This window comes from Pelomonas sp. V22 (assembly GCF_030014915.1).
Lineage (GTDB): Bacteria > Pseudomonadota > Gammaproteobacteria > Burkholderiales > Burkholderiaceae_C > JAUASW01.
Genome location: NZ_JAGIXS010000010.1, coordinates 1 through 20957, shown reverse-complemented (window position 1 = coordinate 20957; position 20957 = coordinate 1). Strand labels below are relative to the sequence as shown.

The 20957-nt window shown below is 65.9% G+C and carries 25 protein-coding genes; 15 read left to right on the top strand and 10 right to left on the bottom strand.

What is annotated here, in order from left to right:
* The first annotated feature begins 36 nt into the window (after positions 1-36).
* Positions 37-441, top strand: a complete 405-nt coding sequence (locus tag J7U46_RS22705) for a ribonucleotide reductase subunit alpha (protein ID WP_282829532.1) — start codon at positions 37-39, stop codon at positions 439-441.
* Between the two features lie 76 nt (positions 442-517).
* Positions 518-976, top strand: coding sequence for a hemerythrin domain-containing protein (locus tag J7U46_RS22700; protein WP_282829531.1), 459 nt, complete (start codon positions 518-520; stop codon positions 974-976).
* Positions 977-1000: 24 nt separating this feature from the next.
* Here J7U46_RS22700 and ccoG read toward each other — a convergent pair whose 3' ends face one another.
* From ccoG to J7U46_RS22680, 4 genes are all read right to left on the bottom strand, one after another.
* Positions 1001-2380 (bottom strand): cytochrome c oxidase accessory protein CcoG, encoded by a 1380-nt coding sequence (gene ccoG / locus J7U46_RS22695; protein WP_282829538.1) that lies wholly within the window; start codon positions 2378-2380, stop codon positions 1001-1003.
* A gap of 86 nt (positions 2381-2466) precedes the next feature.
* Positions 2467-2799: a ferredoxin FdxA gene (fdxA, locus tag J7U46_RS22690; protein WP_282829530.1), complete on the bottom strand. Its 333-nt coding sequence runs from the start codon at positions 2797-2799 to the stop codon at positions 2467-2469.
* A gap of 19 nt (positions 2800-2818) precedes the next feature.
* The gene (locus tag J7U46_RS22685) at positions 2819-3124 is read right to left on the bottom strand and encodes a DUF2249 domain-containing protein (protein WP_282829529.1); all 306 of its coding nucleotides are present in this window, start codon (positions 3122-3124) and stop codon (positions 2819-2821) included.
* Positions 3125-3228: 104 nt separating this feature from the next.
* Positions 3229-4434, bottom strand: a complete 1206-nt coding sequence (locus tag J7U46_RS22680; protein WP_282829528.1) for an NnrS family protein — start codon at positions 4432-4434, stop codon at positions 3229-3231.
* 121 nt (positions 4435-4555) lie between these two features.
* On the opposite strand from J7U46_RS22680, the gene J7U46_RS22675 reads away from it, so the two are divergent.
* From J7U46_RS22675 to J7U46_RS22650, 6 genes are all read left to right on the top strand, one after another.
* Positions 4556-5074 carry an Rrf2 family transcriptional regulator gene (locus J7U46_RS22675; RefSeq protein WP_349239502.1) on the top strand — a complete coding sequence of 173 codons (519 nt, stop codon included), beginning with the start codon at positions 4556-4558 and terminating at the stop codon, positions 5072-5074.
* A gap of 19 nt (positions 5075-5093) precedes the next feature.
* Positions 5094-5705 (top strand): hemerythrin domain-containing protein, encoded by a 612-nt coding sequence (locus J7U46_RS22670; protein WP_282829527.1) that lies wholly within the window; start codon positions 5094-5096, stop codon positions 5703-5705.
* A 54-nt stretch (positions 5706-5759) separates the two neighbouring features.
* Positions 5760-6017: a DUF2249 domain-containing protein gene (locus tag J7U46_RS22665; RefSeq protein ID WP_282829526.1), complete on the top strand. Its 258-nt coding sequence runs from the start codon at positions 5760-5762 to the stop codon at positions 6015-6017.
* Positions 6018-6238: 221 nt separating this feature from the next.
* Positions 6239-6781 carry a hypothetical protein gene (locus tag J7U46_RS22660; RefSeq protein ID WP_282829525.1) on the top strand — a complete coding sequence of 181 codons (543 nt, stop codon included), beginning with the start codon at positions 6239-6241 and terminating at the stop codon, positions 6779-6781.
* A gap of 18 nt (positions 6782-6799) precedes the next feature.
* Positions 6800-7267, top strand: a complete 468-nt coding sequence (locus tag J7U46_RS22655) for a hemerythrin domain-containing protein (RefSeq protein ID WP_282829524.1) — start codon at positions 6800-6802, stop codon at positions 7265-7267.
* 11 nt (positions 7268-7278) lie between these two features.
* A complete protein-coding gene (locus J7U46_RS22650; RefSeq protein ID WP_282829523.1) occupies positions 7279-7902 on the top strand; it encodes a hypothetical protein in 624 nt (207 codons plus the stop codon).
* Here J7U46_RS22650 and J7U46_RS22645 read toward each other — a convergent pair whose 3' ends face one another.
* From J7U46_RS22645 to J7U46_RS22625, 5 genes are read right to left on the bottom strand one after another with little or no spacing between them, the layout of a single operon-like run.
* Positions 7903-8301, bottom strand: coding sequence for a hypothetical protein (locus J7U46_RS22645; RefSeq protein WP_282829522.1), 399 nt, complete (start codon positions 8299-8301; stop codon positions 7903-7905). It abuts the gene before it with no gap.
* A gap of 44 nt (positions 8302-8345) precedes the next feature.
* Positions 8346-9053: an ABC transporter ATP-binding protein gene (locus J7U46_RS22640; protein WP_282829521.1), complete on the bottom strand. Its 708-nt coding sequence runs from the start codon at positions 9051-9053 to the stop codon at positions 8346-8348.
* A 23-nt stretch (positions 9054-9076) separates the two neighbouring features.
* Positions 9077-10285 carry an ABC transporter permease gene (locus tag J7U46_RS22635; RefSeq protein ID WP_282829520.1) on the bottom strand — a complete coding sequence of 403 codons (1209 nt, stop codon included), beginning with the start codon at positions 10283-10285 and terminating at the stop codon, positions 9077-9079.
* Positions 10282-11472 carry an efflux RND transporter periplasmic adaptor subunit gene (locus tag J7U46_RS22630; RefSeq protein WP_282829519.1) on the bottom strand — a complete coding sequence of 397 codons (1191 nt, stop codon included), beginning with the start codon at positions 11470-11472 and terminating at the stop codon, positions 10282-10284. The genes J7U46_RS22635 and J7U46_RS22630 overlap by 4 nt, the downstream gene beginning before the upstream one ends.
* Complete coding sequence (locus tag J7U46_RS22625; protein ID WP_282829518.1) at positions 11469-12068, bottom strand: TetR/AcrR family transcriptional regulator; 600 nt, start codon at positions 12066-12068, stop codon at positions 11469-11471. The genes J7U46_RS22630 and J7U46_RS22625 overlap by 4 nt, the downstream gene beginning before the upstream one ends.
* A gap of 309 nt (positions 12069-12377) precedes the next feature.
* Between J7U46_RS22625 and J7U46_RS22620 the strand changes: the two genes are divergently transcribed.
* From J7U46_RS22620 to J7U46_RS22595, 6 genes are all read left to right on the top strand, one after another.
* The gene (locus J7U46_RS22620) at positions 12378-12584 is read left to right on the top strand and encodes a hypothetical protein (protein WP_282829517.1); all 207 of its coding nucleotides are present in this window, start codon (positions 12378-12380) and stop codon (positions 12582-12584) included.
* Positions 12585-12601: 17 nt separating this feature from the next.
* On the top strand, positions 12602-13300 hold the full coding sequence (locus tag J7U46_RS22615) for a succinate dehydrogenase iron-sulfur subunit (RefSeq protein WP_282829516.1): 699 nt from the start codon (positions 12602-12604) through the stop codon (positions 13298-13300).
* A 280-nt stretch (positions 13301-13580) separates the two neighbouring features.
* Positions 13581-14435 carry a c-type cytochrome gene (locus tag J7U46_RS22610; protein WP_282829515.1) on the top strand — a complete coding sequence of 285 codons (855 nt, stop codon included), beginning with the start codon at positions 13581-13583 and terminating at the stop codon, positions 14433-14435.
* 28 nt (positions 14436-14463) lie between these two features.
* Entirely contained in the window at positions 14464-15849 is a 1386-nt protein-coding gene (locus tag J7U46_RS22605; RefSeq protein ID WP_282829514.1) for a cbb3-type cytochrome c oxidase subunit I, read from the top strand.
* Positions 15846-16643, top strand: coding sequence for a CbbQ/NirQ/NorQ/GpvN family protein (locus J7U46_RS22600; protein WP_282829513.1), 798 nt, complete (start codon positions 15846-15848; stop codon positions 16641-16643). The genes J7U46_RS22605 and J7U46_RS22600 overlap by 4 nt, the downstream gene beginning before the upstream one ends.
* A gap of 27 nt (positions 16644-16670) precedes the next feature.
* The gene (locus J7U46_RS22595; RefSeq protein WP_282829512.1) at positions 16671-18719 is read left to right on the top strand and encodes a hypothetical protein; all 2049 of its coding nucleotides are present in this window, start codon (positions 16671-16673) and stop codon (positions 18717-18719) included.
* A gap of 348 nt (positions 18720-19067) precedes the next feature.
* On the opposite strand, the gene J7U46_RS22590 is transcribed toward J7U46_RS22595, so the two are convergent.
* On the bottom strand, positions 19068-20030 hold the full coding sequence (locus J7U46_RS22590) for a helix-turn-helix domain-containing protein (RefSeq protein WP_282829511.1): 963 nt from the start codon (positions 20028-20030) through the stop codon (positions 19068-19070).
* A gap of 109 nt (positions 20031-20139) precedes the next feature.
* Here J7U46_RS22590 and J7U46_RS22585 point away from each other — a divergent pair, with 109 nt between their 5' ends.
* The gene (locus tag J7U46_RS22585; RefSeq protein ID WP_103738223.1) at positions 20140-20442 is read left to right on the top strand and encodes an antibiotic biosynthesis monooxygenase; all 303 of its coding nucleotides are present in this window, start codon (positions 20140-20142) and stop codon (positions 20440-20442) included.
* Positions 20443-20957: the final 515 nt, after the last annotated feature.

Sequence of the window (20957 nt, the reverse complement as noted above, 5' to 3'; positions counted from 1 at the left end):
GAACTGCCAGCCCCCACCCACCCATGAAAGCCCTCGATGACCATTGCCAGTTTCGACGATCTGCTACGCTCGGCAAGCCAGCAAACCGAACCGCAGCGACTGCTGTTCGTGTTCACCGCGGCCGAACTGCCCGACGACGCCACCCCTGAGCAGCGTGCCCGCTTCCAGGTCGGCGAAGGCGGCACGCTGACGCCGCTGATGTGCGTGGACAAGTCACCGGACGAGTTGCCCTCGTTCGAGGCCCTTCTCGAAGAGTCGCGGCGCGCCGGGCCGGGCTGGGACATCGTCTTCGTCGCCGCGTTGTCGGGCAGCGCCGGCCGCAGCCCGACCAGCACCGACGCCGAAGCGCCGTTGCAGCGCATGGTCGAATCGATCAAGTCGGGTCGGATCGGCAGTTTCATTCCGTTCGACATTCACGGCCAGCCGGTCAGCTTCGGCTGAATGGGCTCGCCATCCACTTCGGGCACCTGCGGCGCGGAGCGGCGATGCCCACACACCGAGCATCCAGGGAGCAGGCATGAGCGTGCCTTCAACGGCAGCAGAACTGATAGACCATATCCTGGCGCGCTTCCACGAGACCCATCGCCGCGAACTGCCGGGCATCGTCGCGCTGGCGCGTGAGCTCGAGGGCAAGGGCGCGATGCCGACACTGGCCGATGACCTGGATGTCATGGCCAAGGCGCTCGAGATGCACATGTTCAAGGAGGAGATGCGTCTGTTCCCGATGATGGAACAGGGCGGTAATGCCTTGATCGTTCACCTCATCGACGACATGCAGGCCGAACATCTCGACCATGCCGACGTGGTGGCCGAACTGGAGCGCAGGATGGCCGACCTGGGAGCCCCTGCAGGCACCGAGCCCGACGTGGCTGCGCTGCGCTCTGCCTTCAGCAAGCTGTTCGACGACCTGGCGCAGCACGTGCAGCTCGAAGAGACGGTGTTGTTCCCCATGTTCGAAGCGCGGCCGGCGTCTTGACCGCCTGCGCAGGCGGCGGGCCGCTCAACGTGGGACGAAGAAAGTCGACTTCTCGCGCTGAACCGCTGCGGCAGCGCGCGTGCCGTCGAGCAGGCTGACTTCGAACTGCACGGGCGCCGATTGTCCGAGCAGTGCTTGGGCAGCGCTGTACGGCAGACGCAGGCTGACGACGACCGAGCTGATGCCTGCGGGTGGCGTCTTCACGACCTCTGTCCGTACCTCCAGGCCCGGGACGCCCTGGGCGTCGATGCGGTAGGTCTGCGGCTGTTCGGTACGGTTCATGATCTGCAGGCGGTAGACGTTCTCGATGGCACCGTCCTCGACGACCCGGGCCAGCGCGCCACGGTCCTTCACCACGTCGACCTGGAAGGGGCTGCGCAGCGCCACGCTCGCGGCAAAGGCCACGCTGGCCGCCGACAGCAGGCCGCCATAGATCAGCACGCGCGGGCGCAGGGCGCGCTTGAACATCTGCAACTTCGACCAGCCGTTGACCACGCCGTTTTCGGTGGAGTAGCGGATCAGGCCCTTCGCGTAGCCCATCTTGTCCATCACGTCGTTGCAGACGTCGATGCAGGCGGCGCAACCGATGCACTCGTTCTGCAGGCCGTCGCGGATGTCGATGCCGGTCGGGCAGACCTGCACGCACAGCGTGCAGTCGATGCAGTCGCCCAGACCCTGGGCGGCCGGGCTCGCCTTGCGCGAGCGCGAGCCGCGCGGCTCACCGCGTGCGCGGTCGTAGGTGATGACCAGCGAGTCCTTGTCGATCAGCGCGCTCTGGAAGCGGGCGTAGGGGCACATGTACTTGCACATCTGCTCGCGCAGGTAGCCCGCATTGCCGTAGGTGGCGGCGCCGTAGAAGAGGATCCAGAAGCTGTTCCACGGCGTCACGGTCAGGCCCAGCACCGCCTGGCTCAGTTCGCGGATCGGCGTGAAGTAGCCGACGAAGCTGAACCCGGTGAACAGGCCGATGGCCACCCAGGACAGCTGCGTGGCGCCCTTGCGCGCGAGCTTCGCGGCCGACCACGGCGCCTGGTCCAGCCGCATGCGGGCGATGCGGTCGCCTTCGAACTTGCGCTCGACCCACATGAAGATCTCGGTGTAGACCGTCTGCGGACAGGTGTAGCCACACCACAGGCGCCCGGCCACGGCCGTGAAGAAGAACAAGGCCAGCGCCGAGAGCACGAGCAGGGCCGCCAGGAGGATCAGGTCCTGCGGATACAGCACCAGGCCCAGGATGTAGAAGCGCTGCGCCTCGAGGTCGAACAGCAGGGCCTGCCGGCCGTCCCACTGCAGCCAGGGCATGCCGTAGAACAGCAGCTGCGTCAGCCAGACGAAGGTCCAGCGCCAGGTGGCGAACCAGCCCTTCACCGCCCGCGGGTAGATGTCGGGCTGCTTCTGGTACATCGAGACGAAGTGCGAGCCGTCGTCCGAGTCGCCGACGGTGCCGGCCGGCCGGATGGGAATGACGGGGCGCGCTGGTGCGTTTCGGGTCACGGTTCTTGTCGTTTCAGCTCACCGAGCTTCGATTCGATGCGGCTCCACTCGTCGGCGTCCGGCAGAGCCAGCTTGGTCCGGGTGATGGGCTTCCAATCACGTGCCAGCTCGGCATTCAGGGCAGTGAAGTGCAGTTGACCGGATGGCACGTCCTCTTCGGCAAAGATCGCGTTCACCGGGCACTCCGGCACGCACACCGCACAGTCGATGCACTCGTCGGGGTCGATGACGAGGAAGTTCGGACCTTCGCGGAAAGCGTCGACCGGACATACGTCCACACAGTCGGTGTACTTGCAGCGTATGCACGCCTCGGTGACAACGAAGGTCATGGCCGAGACTTCCTTCGGATCAGCCGCAGCACGCGCCGCCGGAGCAGCACGAGTCGGTGGCCGTCGGGATGGGCTTGATGCCGACCCGCGTGATCTGCACCCGCCAGACGGTCGGGCCGGACTCCAGCGCGGCCCATTCGAACTGGCCAAAGGCCCGGTCATCGAGCTGGAACCGCAGCGGCTGGGGGTCATGGTCGTTGACCAGTTGCAGGGACTGCCCCGCTTGCAGGGCATCGAAGCGACCGAAGACCAGGGCATGCCGTTCGCGCGGCGCGATCGTGCGCAGGTCGATGGCAGCGGGGGTGGCTGTGGCGAGAGTGGACATGGTGGACGTGCCTTTCAGTGCATCGGTGGGTTTGAAGCTTCAGAGGGCTCGCGCAGCGTGCGCAAGAAGAGAACCTGACGGGCGTGGCGACGCCAAGGGCGTACTCAGCCGTCCTTGCCGTCGAGGCGGGGCGCCAACAACCAGGGCGCAAAGACGAACAGATAGAGCGCGAATGCCAGCCCCCAGGCGGCGGCAGCGACCACCAGCCAGATGACGAGGTGCTGCGGCAACAGCATTGGCAGCAGCACCCGCGCCACCGCCGCGCCGGCCACCAGCAAGTAGGCGGCGACCTCCAACCGCGACACCTTCAGCGGCCGGCCGGTGTGGCCGCGTGCGGTGCGGGTGACCATGCCGATGATGAGCCCGCCGGTGGTGCCGACCGCCAGTGCATGGATGCCGGCCGACACACCCACCGCACCGAGCTGCGACATCGCCAGCAGCACCAGGCCGACCGGCAGCCAGGCATAGGCCGCATGCAGCACCCAGAGGATGGGGCGTGCGCGCGTGCGCAGCGGCTGCCAGCGCCACAGCCGCTGGGCGTGCAGCAAGGCCGCGGCACCGAGTGCCACGGCGGTGAAAGCGTTCGGTGGCGCCAGCACCCACAGCGCCAGGCCCACGGCCGTGGTCGCGAGCGTGGCCTGTTCCAACGCAGGCGGCGCCTTCAGCTTCACGCCGGGCAGCGCAGACATCGTGAAGGCCGGGATCACGCGCCCGGCGATCACGCACTCGATCATCACTACCAGCGCCAGCCCGGCATGCAGGGCGCGCACCGGGGCGATGTCGATGACGCCCAGCACGGCCGCGTGAAACGCCGCGTTGGCCAGGGTCAGCAGGAGCAGGATGCCCCCGAGCGGCAGGTTGCGCCGGTTACCGGCGCGCAGCAGCACCGTGATGAGGATGGCCGCCACCAGCGGCAGCAGCAGCAGGTCCAGCGCCGCATAGACCGCATAGGGCGCAAAGACAGCCGCCAGCCGGGCGGCCAGCCACAGCCCGGCCAGGGCGCCGAGCACCGCGCCGCGCGGCGTGGCCAGGCCGGTCCAGGCCTTGCCCGCAGTCAACAGGAAGCCCACGATCACGGCGACGGCGAAACCGAACAGCATCTCGTGGGCGTGCCAGAGCACGGGCGAAACCGTCAGGCTCAATGACACCTGGCCCAGCAGCAACGCGATCCACAGCGGCACGGCCAGCATGGCGTAGGCGGCCGCACCCAGGTAGAACGGGCGGAAACCTAGCCGCAACAGCGGCCAGCCCCGGGGCGATGGCAGGGCGACCGGCGGCGTGGCCCGGAGCGGCGGAATGGAAATCGTCATGGTCGGGACAGGGTTCCTGATCGATGCAACAGCCCGGATCAGGCTAAACATCGATGAATGATGAATCTTAAACACGAAGGCTGCTTAAAGCAATAAACTTCATACATCTTTGGGGCATGGCATGCGTCTTTCCGAATACACCGACTACACCTTGCGCGTGCTGATGTACTGCGCGCGGCACCGAGAGCGCCTGGTCACGATCAACGAACTGGCCGAGCAGCACGGCCTGTCGAAGGGTCACCTGATGAAGGTGGTGAACGATCTGGCGCGGCAAGGTCTGATCGAAACCACGAGGGGGCGCGGCGGCGGCCTGCGCCTGTCGAAGGAGCCCGCGACCATCCGCATCGGCGACGTCGTGCGGGCCTCGGAGACCGACTTCCGGCTCGTCGAATGTTTCGATGCCAGCACCAATGCCTGTACCTTGACGCCGGACTGTCGGCTCAAGCACTTGTTCGACGCGGCGCTGCGCGGCTACTTCCAGGCGCTGGACGGCGCGACGCTGGCCGACCTGACCTCAGGACCCCCAGGACCAGAGAGCGTCTCAGGGCGTCCTCCGGGACGCGGCAAGCCCGCTGTCGCTGTGAGCATGCCGACCTCCACGCGGCCCCAGCGGCAAGCCAAGGCGTCTGCGCAGCGCTGACAACATCGAAGAACTCACCATGACCCTCACGTTTCCAGGCCATTCCGCCCCCAGCGTCGGCTTCGAGGTGCCGCTGGAGATGCTCGCAGCCTGCCACTTGCGAGTGCAGGATCAATGCTCGACGCTGCTGCGTCTGGTACCGCACATCACCATACAAGGGTCGGATCGGCCGGCGCAGGAAGCCGCCACGGCTGTGATGCGCTACTTCGACACGTCGGCCAAGCACCACCACGACGACGAGGAGCGCGATCTTTTCCCCGCGCTGATCGAGTCCATGGCGGGTTCGGACGCAGTCTGCCTGCGAGAGCTCACTGCGGCGCTGACCGCCGAGCACCGTGAACTCGAAGCGCGCTGGCAATCGCTGCGCGCGGTGCTCGCGCAGGTGGCGGCAGGCCAGACGGTGCGGCTCGCCGAGGACGACGTAAGCGCGTTCGCTGAGCTGTATGAGCGGCACATCGCTCGCGAAGAGTCCGAGCTCCTGCCGATGGCCCACCGCCTGTTGAGCGATGCCGAGCTCGACCGGATAGGTTTGGCAATGCGCACGCGACGTGCCGTGTCGAACGCCCAAGCCAGTCCTTCCGCCAAGCCGTCGGAGCTCTCGATCGGGGGGGCGAACGACTTGGCATCCTGATGGCCGAGTGTCGGCCTGCCCTTTTCCTTCTCACTCCAACCCGAGGATCCATTCATGTCACAAGCTCATCTGCACCTGTCTCCAGACGCCATCTATCCCTTTGACGCCCGCGGTGTGGCCAAGCGATTCCGGCACGCCGCGATCTTCGGCGCGCTCGACAGCCTGCAACCCGGCGAGACCATGCGTTTCGCCAACGATCACGATCCGTTGCCCTTGTTGGCGCAAATTCAGCAGCGCTACGGCGAGCGCGTCAGCGTGGAGTACCGCCAGCGTGAGGCCGGGATCATCGTGATCGACTTCAGCGTGCACTGAAGCGGTGGTCGCGATCACGGGTCCGATGGACCCCTGTCGCAGTAAGTCATGTCCGACGGTGTAGCGGTCACCGGCAGGCAGAACAGGTTCGGTATCCCGCTGGTTCAGACCTCTGATCGGTGGCAGTGCGCTCCAGCACAGACGCGTGAGGCTGCATGAGCGCAGGCTCGAATGAGATGTCTCCGTGTCGCTCCCTTCGCCTCTTCCCGATCCGACCCACTATGCGCTTCAGCCGCAATCCCATCCACACCAAGGAGAACGAATTGGTACGTTTGATTAAAACTTTGTCCATCGCGACCGCTACTGCAGCCGTGCTGGTTGCCTCGTCTATCGGCCCGGCGCTGGCACAAGCCGTCGACCACAGCCACGACGCGGCAGCGCTACACAAGCTCACCCTGAATCAGGGCAAGAAGTGGGGCACCGACGAGCCGCTGCGCGCCGGCATGGGGCGCATCCGCGGCCTGGTCGAACCGCAGTTGAGCGCGGCGCACAACGGCAAGCTCACGCCAGCACAGTACAGCGAGCTGGCCACACGGATCGAAACCGAAGTGGGCGGCATCGTCGCCAACTGCAAGCTAGAGCCGAAGGCCGACGCCATGCTGCATCTGCTGATCGCCGATCTGGGTGACGGCACCAGCACCATGACCGGCAAGAACCCAAAGCAGCGCCCGGCGCTTGGTCTGGTGAAGGTGGCGAAGACCCTCGACCAGTACGGAAAGCACTTCGAGCACCCCGGCTTCAAGCCGGTCGTCGTTGGTCATTGACAGGTCAAGGAGATTCTCATGAAGTTCACCATCCCCAAAACGCTTCAAAGCGAACACGAGGCCCTGCACGATAGGCTGCGTCAGGCCACCGAGGCCGGCGGCGAAGTCGGTGAGGCAGCCAAGACATTAGCTCGCCTGATGCACCCACATTTCGTCAAGGAAGACGAGTTCGCGCTGCCTCCGCTGGGCCTGCTGGTGGCCCTGGCGCGCGGCGAGGTGAACGCCGAGATGGCTGCGGTGCTGGAACTCACCGATCGGCTCGAGGCCGAGCTGCCGCAGATGCTGGAGGAACACCGCAGCATCGTCGAGGCGTTGAGCAAGCTGCGCGACGAGGCAGCGCGTGCGGGCCACGACGACATCGTGGCTTTTGCCGAGGCGCTGGTCGAGCACGCGCAGACCGAGGAAGCCGTGATGTACCCGGCTGCCATCCTGGTCGGCCAGGTCGTGCGGCAGCGCTTGGGCATGCGCGCAACGGCGCTCGCCTGAAAGTGGCAGCCATGAGAACGCCCGCGTTCTTTGAAGCCGTGGCGCCGATAGAGGTCACGGACCCGCTGGCTGCGCTGCTGGGCGCGGCCGAAGGCGGGCTCATCCAGTACCACTACCTCGATGCGGTCAAGCTCGCCGGGCACTCGTGTCCGACCGTGGCCGGCGCTTGGCTCATGACGCGCACGGCGCTGGCGCGCTTGTACCCCGATGGTTCACCACAACGGGGCGGCTTGCGGGTCGAACTGCGCCAAGCGGTCGACGAGGGCGTCACCGGCGTGATCGCCAGCGTTGCGTGCCTGATCACAGGGGCGGCGAACGACGGTGGGTTCAAGGGCCTGGGCGGTCGGTACGGGCGGCAGGGCCTGTTGCGATTCGGTGTGGCCATGGCAGGCGAGATCCGGTTTACCCGGCTGGACAACGGAGTATCGGTCGAACTGGCGCACTTTCCGCAGTCGGTGCCCCGGCCCAGCGGGCTGGCCGAACTAATGCGCGACGCCTTGGCGCCGCAGGCGGATGCAGCGACGCGCGAGGCCTTCGCCGAGGCGTGGCAAGGCTGGGTGCGAACGATACTGATCGACCACGCCGACGACCCTGCATTGATCGCCGTCGAGCATCACCTTGCGCCGGCCGGCTGATCAGTTGCGATGCCGGAGCGCTCGGTAGGCTGCCCCCGCGATCCCGGCCCATAGCAGTGTGCGCAGCGCCATCGCGCCGACGGTGCGCGCCTCGTATGCACCACCGTTCCATGCATGGACGCCGAAGGCCGCGAACACCAAGCCCGTGGCGACGGCGATGAAGACGGCCAGCGGCACCGACCAGCGTCGCCGCCCCCACAGCCCCAGACCGCAGGACAGGTAGGCGAACCCGGCGACGAAGTTGAACCAGAGCACGAAAGGAACGATGGCCCCGGCGGCAAGGCGCGCCGCGTTGCCACCGAACAGTGTGCGACCGCCGGACAAGACCGTCAGCAACCCGAAGAGCACAGCCACCACGGCCAGTGTCTTCACCAGCAGGTCCGATCTGGATGTGTTCACGATCTTTGTCCTGGTTGACCGGGGCTGAAAGCGGCTGGGCCCGATCAAAGGCTCAACCCCTGCCCCGCCTCTTCTTCGGTCCGGCCGTCGCGGATGTGATAGATCCGCTTGAAGGTCGGGATGATCTTCTCGTCGTGGGTCACCACGATGATCGCCGTGTGGTACTGCGTCGCCATCTGGTTGAGGATGCGGATCACGGCCAGTGCGCGCTCGCTGTCGAGCGGGGCCGTGGGTTCATCGGCCAGGATCACCGGTGGCCGGTTCGCCAGGGCACGCGCGATCGACACACGCTGCTGCTCACCGCCCGACAGCTCGGACGGCTGCGCCTTGGCGCGGTGGCCGACGTCCAATGCCTTCAGCAGTTCGAGCGCTCGCGCGCGCGCCTCGACGTTGGGGTGCCCGGCCAGCATCGGCAACAGCGCGACGTTGTCAGTGACGTCCAGAAACGGAATCAGGTAAGGCGCCTGGAACACGAAGCCGATGCTGTCGCGGCGCAACGCGCGCAGGTCGGGGATTTTCCAGCCGTCGTCGTAGATGGTCTGGCCACCGAGGATCATGCGACCCGCGGTCGGTTCGATGACGGCGCCCAGACACTTCAGCAAGGTGCTCTTGCCCGAGCCCGAGGGGCCGATCAAGCCCACCACCTCGCCGGGTGCGACCACCATGTTGACGTCCTTCAGGGCGTCGACCGCGGTGTCGCCTTCGCCGTAGCGCTTGCGCAGGCCTTCGATTCGGATGCCTGCTTCGCTCATGTCGTGGGCCTTCACGTGGGCGTTCAGCCGCCGATGGCCGCAGCCGGGTCGACCTTCAGCGCCGCGCGGATCGCGAGCGTGCTGGCCAGGGCGCAGATCACCATCACCGCGACCAGCCCGAGCAGTGCGTCGTTCACTTCCAGCAGCACGTACTTCGGGAAGATCGGCGCCCAGAAGGTGGCGGCCACCTTGCCGACGATGAAGCCTATCAGCCCCAGGCCCAGCGCCTGCTGCAGGATCATCCCTGCGATGGTGCGATTGCGCGTGCCGATGAGCTTGAGCACCGCGATCTCGCGGATCTTGCCCAGGGTCATCGTGTAGATGATGAAGGCGACGATGGCCGCGCTGACGATGGCCAGGATCACCAGGAACATGCCAATCTGCTTGGCCGACGTGGCGATCAGCTTCGCGACCAGGATCTCTTCCATCTGCGCGCGCGTGTAGGCCTCCAGGTGCTTCCAGCGCCGGATCGGCTCGGCCACGCTTTCGGCCGACACGCCCGGCTGCACCTGCACCAGCACCGTGTTGACGTTGTGGTTGGCGGCCTGCGAGGCCTGGATCGCCTCCAGCAGCCCCGGTACCCCCGGCCGGTTCAGCGCCGGGTTGGCGGCTGTGCGCGCGCGGTCATTCAGGATGGCGTCGTTGTCCTTCAGGAACTGCGCTTCCTGCGCGTCCTTGAGCGGAATGAAGACCATCGGGTCGCCGCCGGACGACACCATGCGCTGGGTCAGCCCCACCACCGTGTAGTCGTGGCGCCGGATGCGGATGCGCTGGCCCAGCGTGAAGCCGGTGCGCACGTCGACTACTGCCTCGTAGTGGCTGCGCGTGATGTGGCGGCCTGCTACCAGGTAGCCGGGTTCACCGGGCTGGCCGGGCTCGAAGCCGACGATCATGGCGCGAACCTCGCGGCCGGCGTCGCGCCCTTCGCTGGCGCGCACCTGCATCGTCAGGTAAGTGACGTTTGCGGCGCGCGCCACGCCCGGCAGGCTGAGCACGCTGCGCACCACGTCGTCGCGCAGGCTGGACGATTCCGCATACGGTCCTTGCGTGTCCTGCTGCACCACCCACAGGTCGGCGCCGCTGTTGTCGAGCAAGGCGCGCGCGTCGTCCACCATGCCGCGGTAGACGCCAGCCATCGTCAGCGTGACGCCGATGAGCAGGCCCAGGCCGATGCCGGTGAGAACGAACTTGCCCCAGGAATGCAGGATGTCGCGGCCGGCCAGGCTGATCATGGCGCGCTGCCCGCGAGCTTGTCGACAACCTTGATACGGCTGCTCGCCGTAAGCGCCTTCTCGCTGTAGACCACCACCTCGTCACCGCCTTTGAGGCCTTCGAGCACCTGCACCTGGCCGTCGAGGCTGCTCAACCCGATGCGCACCGGCGTAAACGTCGGCTGGCCGCCGTCGAGTCGCCACACACCGACCTGATCGGCCTGACGTTGCAGTGCGGGGTTGGGCAGCAACACGGCCGGGGCCGTGGCCGGCAGCGTCAAGGTGACTTCGGCCAGTTCACCTGTGGACAAACCCTGGGGCAGGGTGTCCAGGGAAACGAGGGCCACCCGCTCCTCGGTGATGCTGTCGCTGGTGGCCTCAACCCTGGCCACCTTGCCGGACAAGCGCGCGCCCGGCTTCGAGCGCAGCACGATCGAGGCTGGCAATCCGGCCGCCAGCCCAGCCGATCGGCCCTGGTCCAGCCGCACCCGGATCCACAAGGACAAGGGCTCGATCAGCCGCAGCACGGCTTGCCCCGCCACCACGGTGGACCCGGTTTCGGCGTCACGGCTGATGACCACGCCCGCGGCCGGTGCGAGCAAGCGCACGTTGTCGCGCTGCTGCCGCAGGCCCGCACGTTCGGCCGCCAGGCGTTGGGTGTCCTGGCGAGCGGCCGCCAGGTTGGCGTCAGCGGTGGCCACGGCGGCATCGGCCGAAGCCTGCTCCTGCTGCTTGGCCTCGACAGCGCCAGCGCTCATGAACTTCTGCGCACCCAGTTCGACATACCGACGCGCCGTGATGGCCGCCAGTTCGCTGCGCGCCTGAGCGTCGCGTCGCTGCGCTTGCGCCGCAGCGACTACGCTGGACGCCCGTGCCACCGAAGCCTCCAGTGCTGTGGCACGCTCGTCCAGGTCGACCGGGTCCATCTCGGCCAGCAACTGGCCGGCAGCAACCGTGTCGCCGACATCGACCAGCACCTTGCCGACACGGCCGGCAGCAGTCGGCCCGATCAGGTAGGCACGGCGCGCCTCGACCGTGCCGATGCCGAACAGCGACGGCGACAAGCTGCCGACGGTGGCCTGTGTCACCGTCACGCGGGTGGGCGCCAGGGGTCCGGAGCGCATGACCACATAGCCCAACGCCGCGATCAGCAGCACCGCCAACAGACCTAGACCGAGCCGGCGCGACCAGTTCGAGGGGATCTTCATGGTGCCGCCCGAATGCCGCGTAGATAGATGGCGAATACACCCTCGGCCTGCGTCTTCATCGCTGCCGGCTTGCCGGTCATCATCGACTGCATCACCAGGCCCTGGACGATGCCGACAAAGAGCGTGGCGGCGGCTTCAGAGTCGAGCCCGGTAGGCAATTCGCCTGACTTCATGCCGCCCTTGAATTGATTCAGCAGAAGTTGCCGGTAGGCATGCAGCAACGCCCTGACTTCCTGCTTCGCCGGGGAATCGGCGGTCTGCTGCAACTCATGGAAGATGATCCTTGGAGCGCCGGGATGCGCGATCACGAACGCCACATGGGCACGGAACACCGCTTCCAGAGCAAGCACTCCCGAGGTCTCCGCCCGCGCCGCTTCTTCCAGCTTCGCCAGCAGGCTCTCGCGCACCCATTTCATCGCCGCCATCCAGATGGCGTCCTTGGTGGGAAAGTGCTTGAAGACAGCGCCCTGGCTGACGCCGATGGCAGTGGCGATGTCGCCGGTGGTGATCGACACCGGACTGATGTCCCGGACCAGGTTCAACGCGGCCGCGACGATCTCTGCTTGGCGCTCCTCGGTGGGCAGTCTGGTTTGCATGGTGAGTCCCTTTACGGACCATAGGTAAGTGATTGAATACTTGCCATGATACGCGCATGCGGTGCACTCCGCCATCTCCGGACTGAACGTGTCAAGGCTCGGAGTTCGGGCGCGCTTGTGAGTGCGCTCCCGCACAGATGCCCAGGTCTGACTGAGCGCAGGCTAGGCCTCAGGGCGCACTTGCGCCAGTTGACGATGACCAGCCCAGTGACCACGACTCCCAACTTCGAACCTGAAGGGAACTCCGCCCCCGGAACAAGGCCGGACGAGCAGCCAGCTGAAGACACGCCACTGACGAACGCAGAACTGGTGCAGTTGCGTATCCGCGTGATCGCGTTAGAGAACCTGGTCATCGCCCTGCTGGCCGAGGCACCGGATCGACAACTCACCCTGGCACGAGGCATGGCGACCTACATCTCACCGCGAGCCGGTTTCACCCCCCACCCGATCACGCTGCGCGCGGCCGACGAGATGCTGAGCCTGGTTGACCGGGCCGACCGCTACCCCCGCCTATAGCTGCCTCAATTGCCACCATGCACAGCTTCCACATCTACCGCTACGACCCGGACGCCGACGAGAAGCCCCGAATGCAGGTGATTGAGTTGGAGGTGGGCAGCGCTGACCGCATGTTGCTCGACGTGCTGACGCGCCTGAAGGCCATCGACCCGAGCTTCAGCTTCCGCCGCTCCTGCCGCGAAGGAATCTGCGGCTCGGACGCCATGAACATCAACGGCAAGAACGGCCTGGCCTGTGTGACTAACATGCGTTCGCTGCCCAGCACCGTGGTGCTGAAGCCACTGCCTGGCCTCCCCGTGATCCGCGACCTGTTCGTCGACATGACCGGCTTCTTCAAGCAGTACCACTCGATCAAGCCCTGGCTGGTGAACGACGACCCGCCGCCCGATCGCGAGCGACTGCAGTCGCCCGAGGCCCGGGATGAACTCAATGGGCTGTACGAATGCATCCTGTGCGCGTGCTGCTCCAGCGCTTGCCCCAGCTTCTGGTGGAACCCCGACAAGTACGTCGGGCCGGCGGGGTTGCTTCAGGCCTACCGCTTTCTTGTGGACAACCGCGATCAGGCCAGCGGCGAACGACTGGACGACCTTCAGGACCCCTACCGTCTGTTCCGATGCCGAACGATCCTGAACTGCACGGACGTCTGTCCCAAAGGACTGAACCCGGCACTGGCCATCGGCAAGATCAAGGAGATGATGGTGCGACGCAGTGTCTGAGGGCTCCCCCTTTCGGATCCGCAACTCGCAGCAGGCGCCACGTACGGTGCCGCACGGACGGTGGATGCGCGGATGGTCAGCATCGCCGAATGCACTTTTCGTCCCTCCACCGCAATCTCTACCGTCGTATCGGGTGACATCGCATCCATGAGCGCGTACCAGGGTTTCCGGATCTTCAGCCATGTCGTGCTCGGCTTGATGTTGGGGGGCATCGTGTACGCGGCCTACATCGCTGTCACCTACTGGACTGGCATCAGCGTCTGACGCTGCGGGCCTATCGATGAACAAGCGACAGGCCAGACTCTTCGCAATCGGCTCGACCGTGGTGGCTGCCTTGGCCTTCCTGGGGCTGACCATCGACAGCCACCGGCAGTTTCCCAAACTGACCAATGCACAGAACCTCACGCCCGCCGTCACGCACGGCAAGGATGTCTGGCACAAGAACAACTGCATCAACTGCCACACACTGTTCGGCGAGGGGGCCTATTACGCTCCCGATCTGACCAAGATCGCGCAGCACCGTGGCAGGTCCTACCTGGAGGCCTACCTGAAGGACCCGGCGAAGTTCTACGACGAACAGCGGCACCGCCGGCTCATGCCCAAGCAGGACATGACCGACGTCGAGATCGCCGACCTGGTGTCGTTCCTCGACTGGGTGAGCAAGGTGGACAACCAGGGCTGGCCGCCGCGGCCGATCCTGGTCACGGGTTCGGGCATCGGTCCGATGGGTGCGCAGCAGGCCGGCACGGCGTCGGCTCGGCCTGTACCGCCGGCTGACGCCGCACCTGCTGTTTCGGACAAGAGCCCGATTGCGCTGGGTGAGGTCGTTTTCAGAGCATCGGCCCCGGCCTGCGCTGCCTGCCACTCGCTGGTGCCCGGCGCCCAGATGGCCGGGCCCTCTCTGGCGGGCGTGGCCACACGCGCAGAGCAGACCATTGGCGCGGCCGACTACAAGGGCCAGGCCAAAGACGCGGCCGCCTACTTGCACGAGTCCATTGTGCAACCCAGTGCGCACATGGTTGCCGGTGCCATGTACTCGGCCAGCGGGGTGTCGTTCATGCCAGCCACCTACGGCAAGGATCTGACGCCCGAGCAGATCGATCACCTGGTCGCGTATCTCGCGACCTTCAAGTAGTCCGGCGCACGCCGCAAGGAATCACGCCATGCGCTACAGGTCCCAATCGGTTGCCTACTGGTACTTCGCCGTCGCAATGGTGCTGTTCGGCCTGCAGCTGGTGTTTGGCTTGTTGTCGGCGGCCAAGTATCTGGGGCCCGATCCGCTGCTCTACATCCTGCCCTTCGATGTCACGAAGGTCATCCACACCAACTTGCTGATCGTTTGGGTCTTGACCGGCTTCATGGGAGCGACCTACTGGATGGTGCCCGATGAGTCGCGCACCGAGCTGTACAGCGTCAAGCTCGCCTATCTGCAACTGGTGTTGTGGACGCTGATGGGCGTGACGGCGGTCGTGGGTTATCTGTTCCGCTATGGCACCGGCAACAAGCTGCTCGAACAGCCGCTGCCGCACAAGATCGTCATCGTGATCTGCATGCTGCTGTTCCTCTACAACATCGGCATGACGATCTGGAAGTCCAAGCGTTTCACCACCACGGAAGGGGTGTTGATCCTCGGCCTGGGCCTCGCGGCAGTGCTGTACCTGCCGGCGCTGCTGGAATACGAGAACTACACCGTGGCCATCTTCTACCGCTGGTGGACCATCCACCTGTGGGTCGAGGGCGTGTGGGAGATGATCCAGGGCGGCTTCTTAGCCTACCTGCTGATCCGCCTTTCGGGCGCCGACCGCGAGGTGATGGAGAAGTGGCTCTACGTCATCGTCGGCCTGGTCTTCATCGCCGGCATTCTGGGTACGGCGCACCACTACTACTGGGTCGGAGTGCCGTCGTACTGGCTGCCCATCGGCGGCATCTTCAGCGCGTTAGAGCCGCTGGCGCTGGTGGGCATGGCGATCTATGCGTATTCGGCGATGCGCCGTTCGGGCATGTCGCATCCCAACACGCTGGCGCTGCACTGGACGCTGGGCAGCGCCGTGTTCACGCTCTTCGGGGCCGGGCTGCTGGGTCTGGCCCACACCTTCCCCGACGTCAACAAGTGGACCCATGGCACGCTGATCACCGCGATGCACGGCCACGCCGCGTTCTACGGTGCTTACGCGATGATCACGCTGGCAATGATCAGCTTTGCCTTGCCGTCGATGACGCCAGGGCGTTCCGAACAGGGCAGCAGCATCGGCTACTGGTCGTTCTGGCTGCAGATCGGCGGCATGTTTGGCATGACCCTGTCGTTCGCCACCGCCGGCATCCGGCAGGTCTATCTGGAACGGATCCTGGGCATGGGCTACCTGGACGCCCAATTGAAGATCCAGGTTCACTTCGTGATGCTGGTGCTCACCGGCTCGATCTTTGCCATCGGCGTGGGCCTTTTCATCTACGACTTCTTCCGCTACGCCCCACGTTTCGAGGTCGAGGACGACCCGAAGTCGGCCTTGCTTCCGGGCTTGGCGCCTGGCGTGAGGTCGGTGTCCGCGTGACCGACTGGGTATCACCGGGACGCGAGCCGTACTACCTGCCGGCCGGCGAAGAGATCGCGATTTTTCAGCAATGCCACAGCCGCGGTCTGTCGGTGATGCTGAAAGGGCCCACCGGCTGCGGCAAGACGCGGTTCGTCGAGCACATGGCTTGGCGGCTGAAGCACCCGCTGGTGACGATTTCCTGCCATGACGACCTGACGGCCAGCGACCTGATCGGACGCTTTCTCATCCGGCACGACGGCACGGCCTGGCAGGACGGGCCGCTCACGCGCGCCGTGCGCGACGGCGCGCTGTGCTATCTGGATGAGGTGGTCGAGGCCCGCCAGGACACGATGGTCGTGCTGCACTCGCTGACCGATCACCGGCGCTTCTTGCCCATCGACAAGACTGGCGAGACGATTACTGCTGCGCCGGGCTTCCAGCTCATCGTGTCGTACAACCCGGGCTACCAGCGGATGCTGAAGGACCTGAAGCCCAGCACCCGGCAGCGGTTCGTCGCGCTGGATTTCGATTTCCCGCCGGCACCGCAGGAAGCGGCGATCATCGAGACCGAAGCGGCCGCCGACCATGCGACGGCAGTGGCCCTTGTCACTTTGGGTCGTCGGCTGCGCGGTCTGGCCGACCGGGGTCTGGCAGAGGTCCCGAGCACGCGGCTGCTTATCGCTGCCGCAGGCCTGATGGCCAGTGGCATCGGCGCGCGGCAGGCTTGCTACAGCGCCATCGTCTCGCCCTTGTCCGATGACGAATCTCTGGTTGGCGCGATGCGCGACCTGGTCGACGCCACCTTCGTCTGAACGCGGGAAACGTTCAGAAGGACGGACATGGCCGAAGCCGAGGACGTCATCACCGATGCAGCGCTGCATGCGACCAAGTTCGTGCAGGGCATGTGGCGACGGCACCGGGCCCACACGCCCGCAATTCCTGATCTCACGCTGGCAGATCTCGCACCGCGCCTCGACCTGCTGATCATGGCCGTGTTCGGTCGCGCGTGTCCCCTGCGCACTGCCCAGGCACCCGCGCGCGCCACCATGCTCGCGAAGACCTTTCAACGGCAGAACAGCCCCCGTGTGCAAGTCGCGATCCCAGCCACCAACGGCGCCCAAATCTGGTTGCCCGCCGAAACCGGTCTGCCCGATCCGGCAATGGCGCAGGAGCGGTTTCGCACGGTGGCGCTGCAGCAGGCGATGCGCGCGGCTAGGGGCAGCGCTGCCGGCGCCGACTGCGACGCCACGCCGTTGGTGCGTGATCTCTACTTGCTGATCGAGGCCCATGCCGCCGATGCGGACCTGGCGCAACTGCTCCCCGGCATGCGGGCGCCCCTGCTGGCCCTGCGCGCGGCGGCATTGAGCGCGCGCCCCGCCTTGTCGCAATTCCCTGACCAGCGCCAGCCGCTCGAAGCCTGGGTGCGCCGGCTGATGGCCGTACCCGGCTCGGGCGGGGGTACGGATGCCTTGTACAGCCCGTCGCCGGTCATATCTAGGCAACTTGCGCGGGACGTCGCGAGCAAGCTCCAAGGGAATGAGCTGAAAGCCGGCAGGCCCAGCACCCAGCCCTTGTTCAAGGACTGGTGGACAGGCGAACTCCTTGCGCCCGGCGCCGTATCGGGACTTGCGGTTGGCAGTGACAAGCACAGCGACAACGCATCCGACCCAGCATCGGCGGACTCCACCCGCAGTGCGCGTCTGGCGCGCCAACCGAAGGTGCGCGAGGCACCGGACGAAGAAGACGACACGCGGCAGGGTGCCTGGATGATCCAGGCCTCGGCGCCGCATGAAGTCGCTGAAGATCCCTTCGGACTGCAACGTCCCACCGACCGGGATACCCAGACGGCAGCCGACGAATTTGCAGAGTCACTCGCCAAACTCGAGCAGGCGAGACTCGTTTCGACACCCGGTCGGCCGAAGGAGGTACTGCTGTCCGACGACCCACCCGAAGCGCGGATGAAGCACGGCGGCGGCGGGGGCGCCGACGGTTCGGAGCACATCCGCTATCCCGAATGGGACCATCGCGTCCAGGCCTACAACGAAACTGGCGCCATCGTCCGCCTGCTGCCCGCCGCCGACGGCCCACAGCAGTGGGTGGACAGCACGTTGGTCGAGCATCGCTCGATGCTGGATGCGATACGGCGGCGATTCGAGATGCTGCGCGGGCAGCGCACGCCGCTGCGGCGTCAACTGGATGGGGACGACCTCGACCTCGAAGCCTGCATCGACGCGCGTGCGGACCTGCAGGCGGGACATCCGATGGCGCAGGCGCTCTACAGGTCGCAGAAACGAACGAGGCGCGACATGGCCATTCTGCTGCTGACTGACATTAGCGGCTCGACCGACGGGTGGGTCTCCAGCGGCAGGCGCGTCATCGATGTTGAACGCGAGGCGCTGCTGCTGGTGTGCATCGCCCTGGGTGCAATGGGCGAACCGTATGCCGTGCAGGCGTTTTCCGGCCACGGTCCGCGGTCGGTGTCGGTGCGCACCCTCAAGCGTTTCGACGAGCCCTACGGCAATCAGGTCGCCATACGCATCGCGGCGCTTGAACCTGACGAATTTACCCGCGCAGGCGCCGCGATCCGCCATGCCAGCGTAACGCTTATGCGGGAGCCCGCGTCGCAGCGTCTGTTGCTCCTGTTGTCCGACGGCAAGCCCAACGATGTCGATGTCTACGAGGGCCGTTACGGCGTCGAAGACATGCGAAGGGCCGTCATCGAGGCAAAGCTTCAGAGCATCGCACCCTTCTGCCTGACCGTTGACCGATACGCCGCAGGGTACCTTCCGGGCGTCTTCGGGGCCAACCAGTACGCCTTGTTGGCGAAGCCTTCGATGCTGCCGACCGCGTTGCTCGACTGGATGCAACGGCTGGTCATGGCAGGGTAGTGCGTATTCGTCCGGACAACCAAGAAGGTGACAACACCGACCTCGGCGTCACGGTTCTTCGGTTGGTAGCTGCGAATGCACTCTGCTTCCGCCATAGGTTCGACGAGACCGAAACTGCGCGAGGCGCGCGACTCCGAACCGGCCGTTCAGGGGCGTCAGCTTCTGGCCGAGTCGAGCCCGCCAGCTTTCGGATTTGCTCGCACTGAAGCGGCCGTTCAAGACGCAACCTCTGAGGGACTGCTCTCAGGCAGTGAACTTCGCCAAGTGACCACCCGCAACCGGCCATCTGCAGACGTTCAGTACCGGCAGCATTCGGGCACTTCATCGGCCTGCACCACGCGGCGCCGATCAGGCACGTGCACGCAGCTCCCGCACGCCGCGGCCCAGCTTGCGTCGCAACAGGTTGCGAAGGGTCACACCGTCGGAATAGCCGATCTGTGCGGCGATTTGGTCGACGCTCTCGCTGCCGGTTCGCAGCAGATGCACCGCACGCTCGACGCGCAGATCCTGGAAGTACGAGAGGGGTGTCTTGCCCAATACGCTTTGCACGCGCCGCGCCAAGGTGCGTTCACTGGCGCCCGCTGCGATGGCCGCATCGGCGAGAGAGAACCCGTGCGCGAGTTGCTGCCTGGCCCAGCCCTCAAAGCGCTCGACCACCGGGTCGGAATGGGCCAGGTGATCGGGGATCACGAACTCAGCTTGCGAGCCGCGGGCCTCTACCAGCAGGTATCGCGCCGCCAGAGCCGCCAGCGCTGGGCTACGGCTGCGCACGACGCTCAATGCCAGATCGAGATGAGCCAAGGCGGCGCCGGCCGTGGTGAAGCTGGCTGAATTCACAAGCATGCGGGACTCGTCGAGCACCACGTGCGGATAGCGCTGCCGAAACATTGGCGCCAGCCACCACGAAGTTGTGGCGCGTTGGCCATCTAGCAGCGCGCTTTCCGCCAGCAAGAACGTGCCAGTGCAGGCGGCGCCAGCGGCCGCGCGGGCGCTTGACCATTGCTGCAACGCGACGACCGCGTCGGCCACGTCCGCATGCGCGAGACGCGCGGCGAGTGCGTCTGGCATCTTGGCGCCGAGTGCGGGCACCAGAACAACGTCAGGGTTCTGCACGCGGTGCACTGGAACGACCGGTACCGCCAGACCGTGCGCGGTGCGCACGCGACGCCGAACGCCGACCAACGTGACGTTGATGGGCGGCGGCGCCTGTGCGAGCGAGCCTGCCAGTTCATTGGCCGTGCTCAGTGTGTCCATGAGTGCAGCAAGACCCAGGTCGAACACGCCATCGAGAACAAGAAGGTGCAGATTCATGGCGGAAATGATATCAATGTTGTCATTCCTGCCACTCGCAAAAACTGCCCTCGCGCCCGAGACTTCGGGCTCACCAACGCTTTCATCCGTTCAACCAGAGGATCACTCCATGACCAAGTTCGCCCTGTTCGTCCGCCTTGAAGCCAAGCCTGGCCAGGAAGCCGCCGTTGCCGACTTTCTGAGAAGCGCGTTGCCGCTCGCCAACGCCGAATCGGGCACCACCGCCTGGTTCGCATTGAAGTTCGGCCCATCGACGTTCGGCGTCTTTGACGCTTTTGCGGACGAGGCCGGCCGCGAGGCTCACCTGCACGGCCAGATCGCCGCCGCGTTGATGGCGAACGCAGCCGCCTTGCTCAGTACACCGCCTAACATCGAGAAGATCGAGCTGCTGGCGGCGAAATTGCCTGGCTGACGAGCTGTCCGCGGCGGCAAATGTGAAGCTCCACATGGCTTGAGTGATCGGGATGAAGAGGTCCTGTCCTCGTGCGCCGCTCCTTCAAACCGATCTCGATTGAACCGCTCTTGCCGGCGGTGGTCGCAACGAAGTCGTCGCTGCCACAAACCTCCTCTGGGAGCGGGCGGCTAGGCCGCACGGTCTTAACCCGCGCGTGCGCCTCCATCGCGCTGACTACCGTCTACCCGCGTGTGCCGTCCACGGGGCGACCGGCGTACCGGGCCGACCGCTTCGTGACGCCGGAATCAGGGCCGTGGATGCCGGTTCAGGGTCGATCGCCGGCAATGACGAACGACCGCTGACTGGCACCCGACCCCGCGCGCATTTCACGCCGAGGATGTCCAAAGACGACCGGCTGCTCCCAGCCTGAAGCCGCCGAACCTGTGCGTCAGCAACGCAGCGGATGCCGTCGGTCGATTCCGGCGGTTGTGTTAACGGTTTCGGCTGGATACCGGTCATTGCCAGGCACGTGT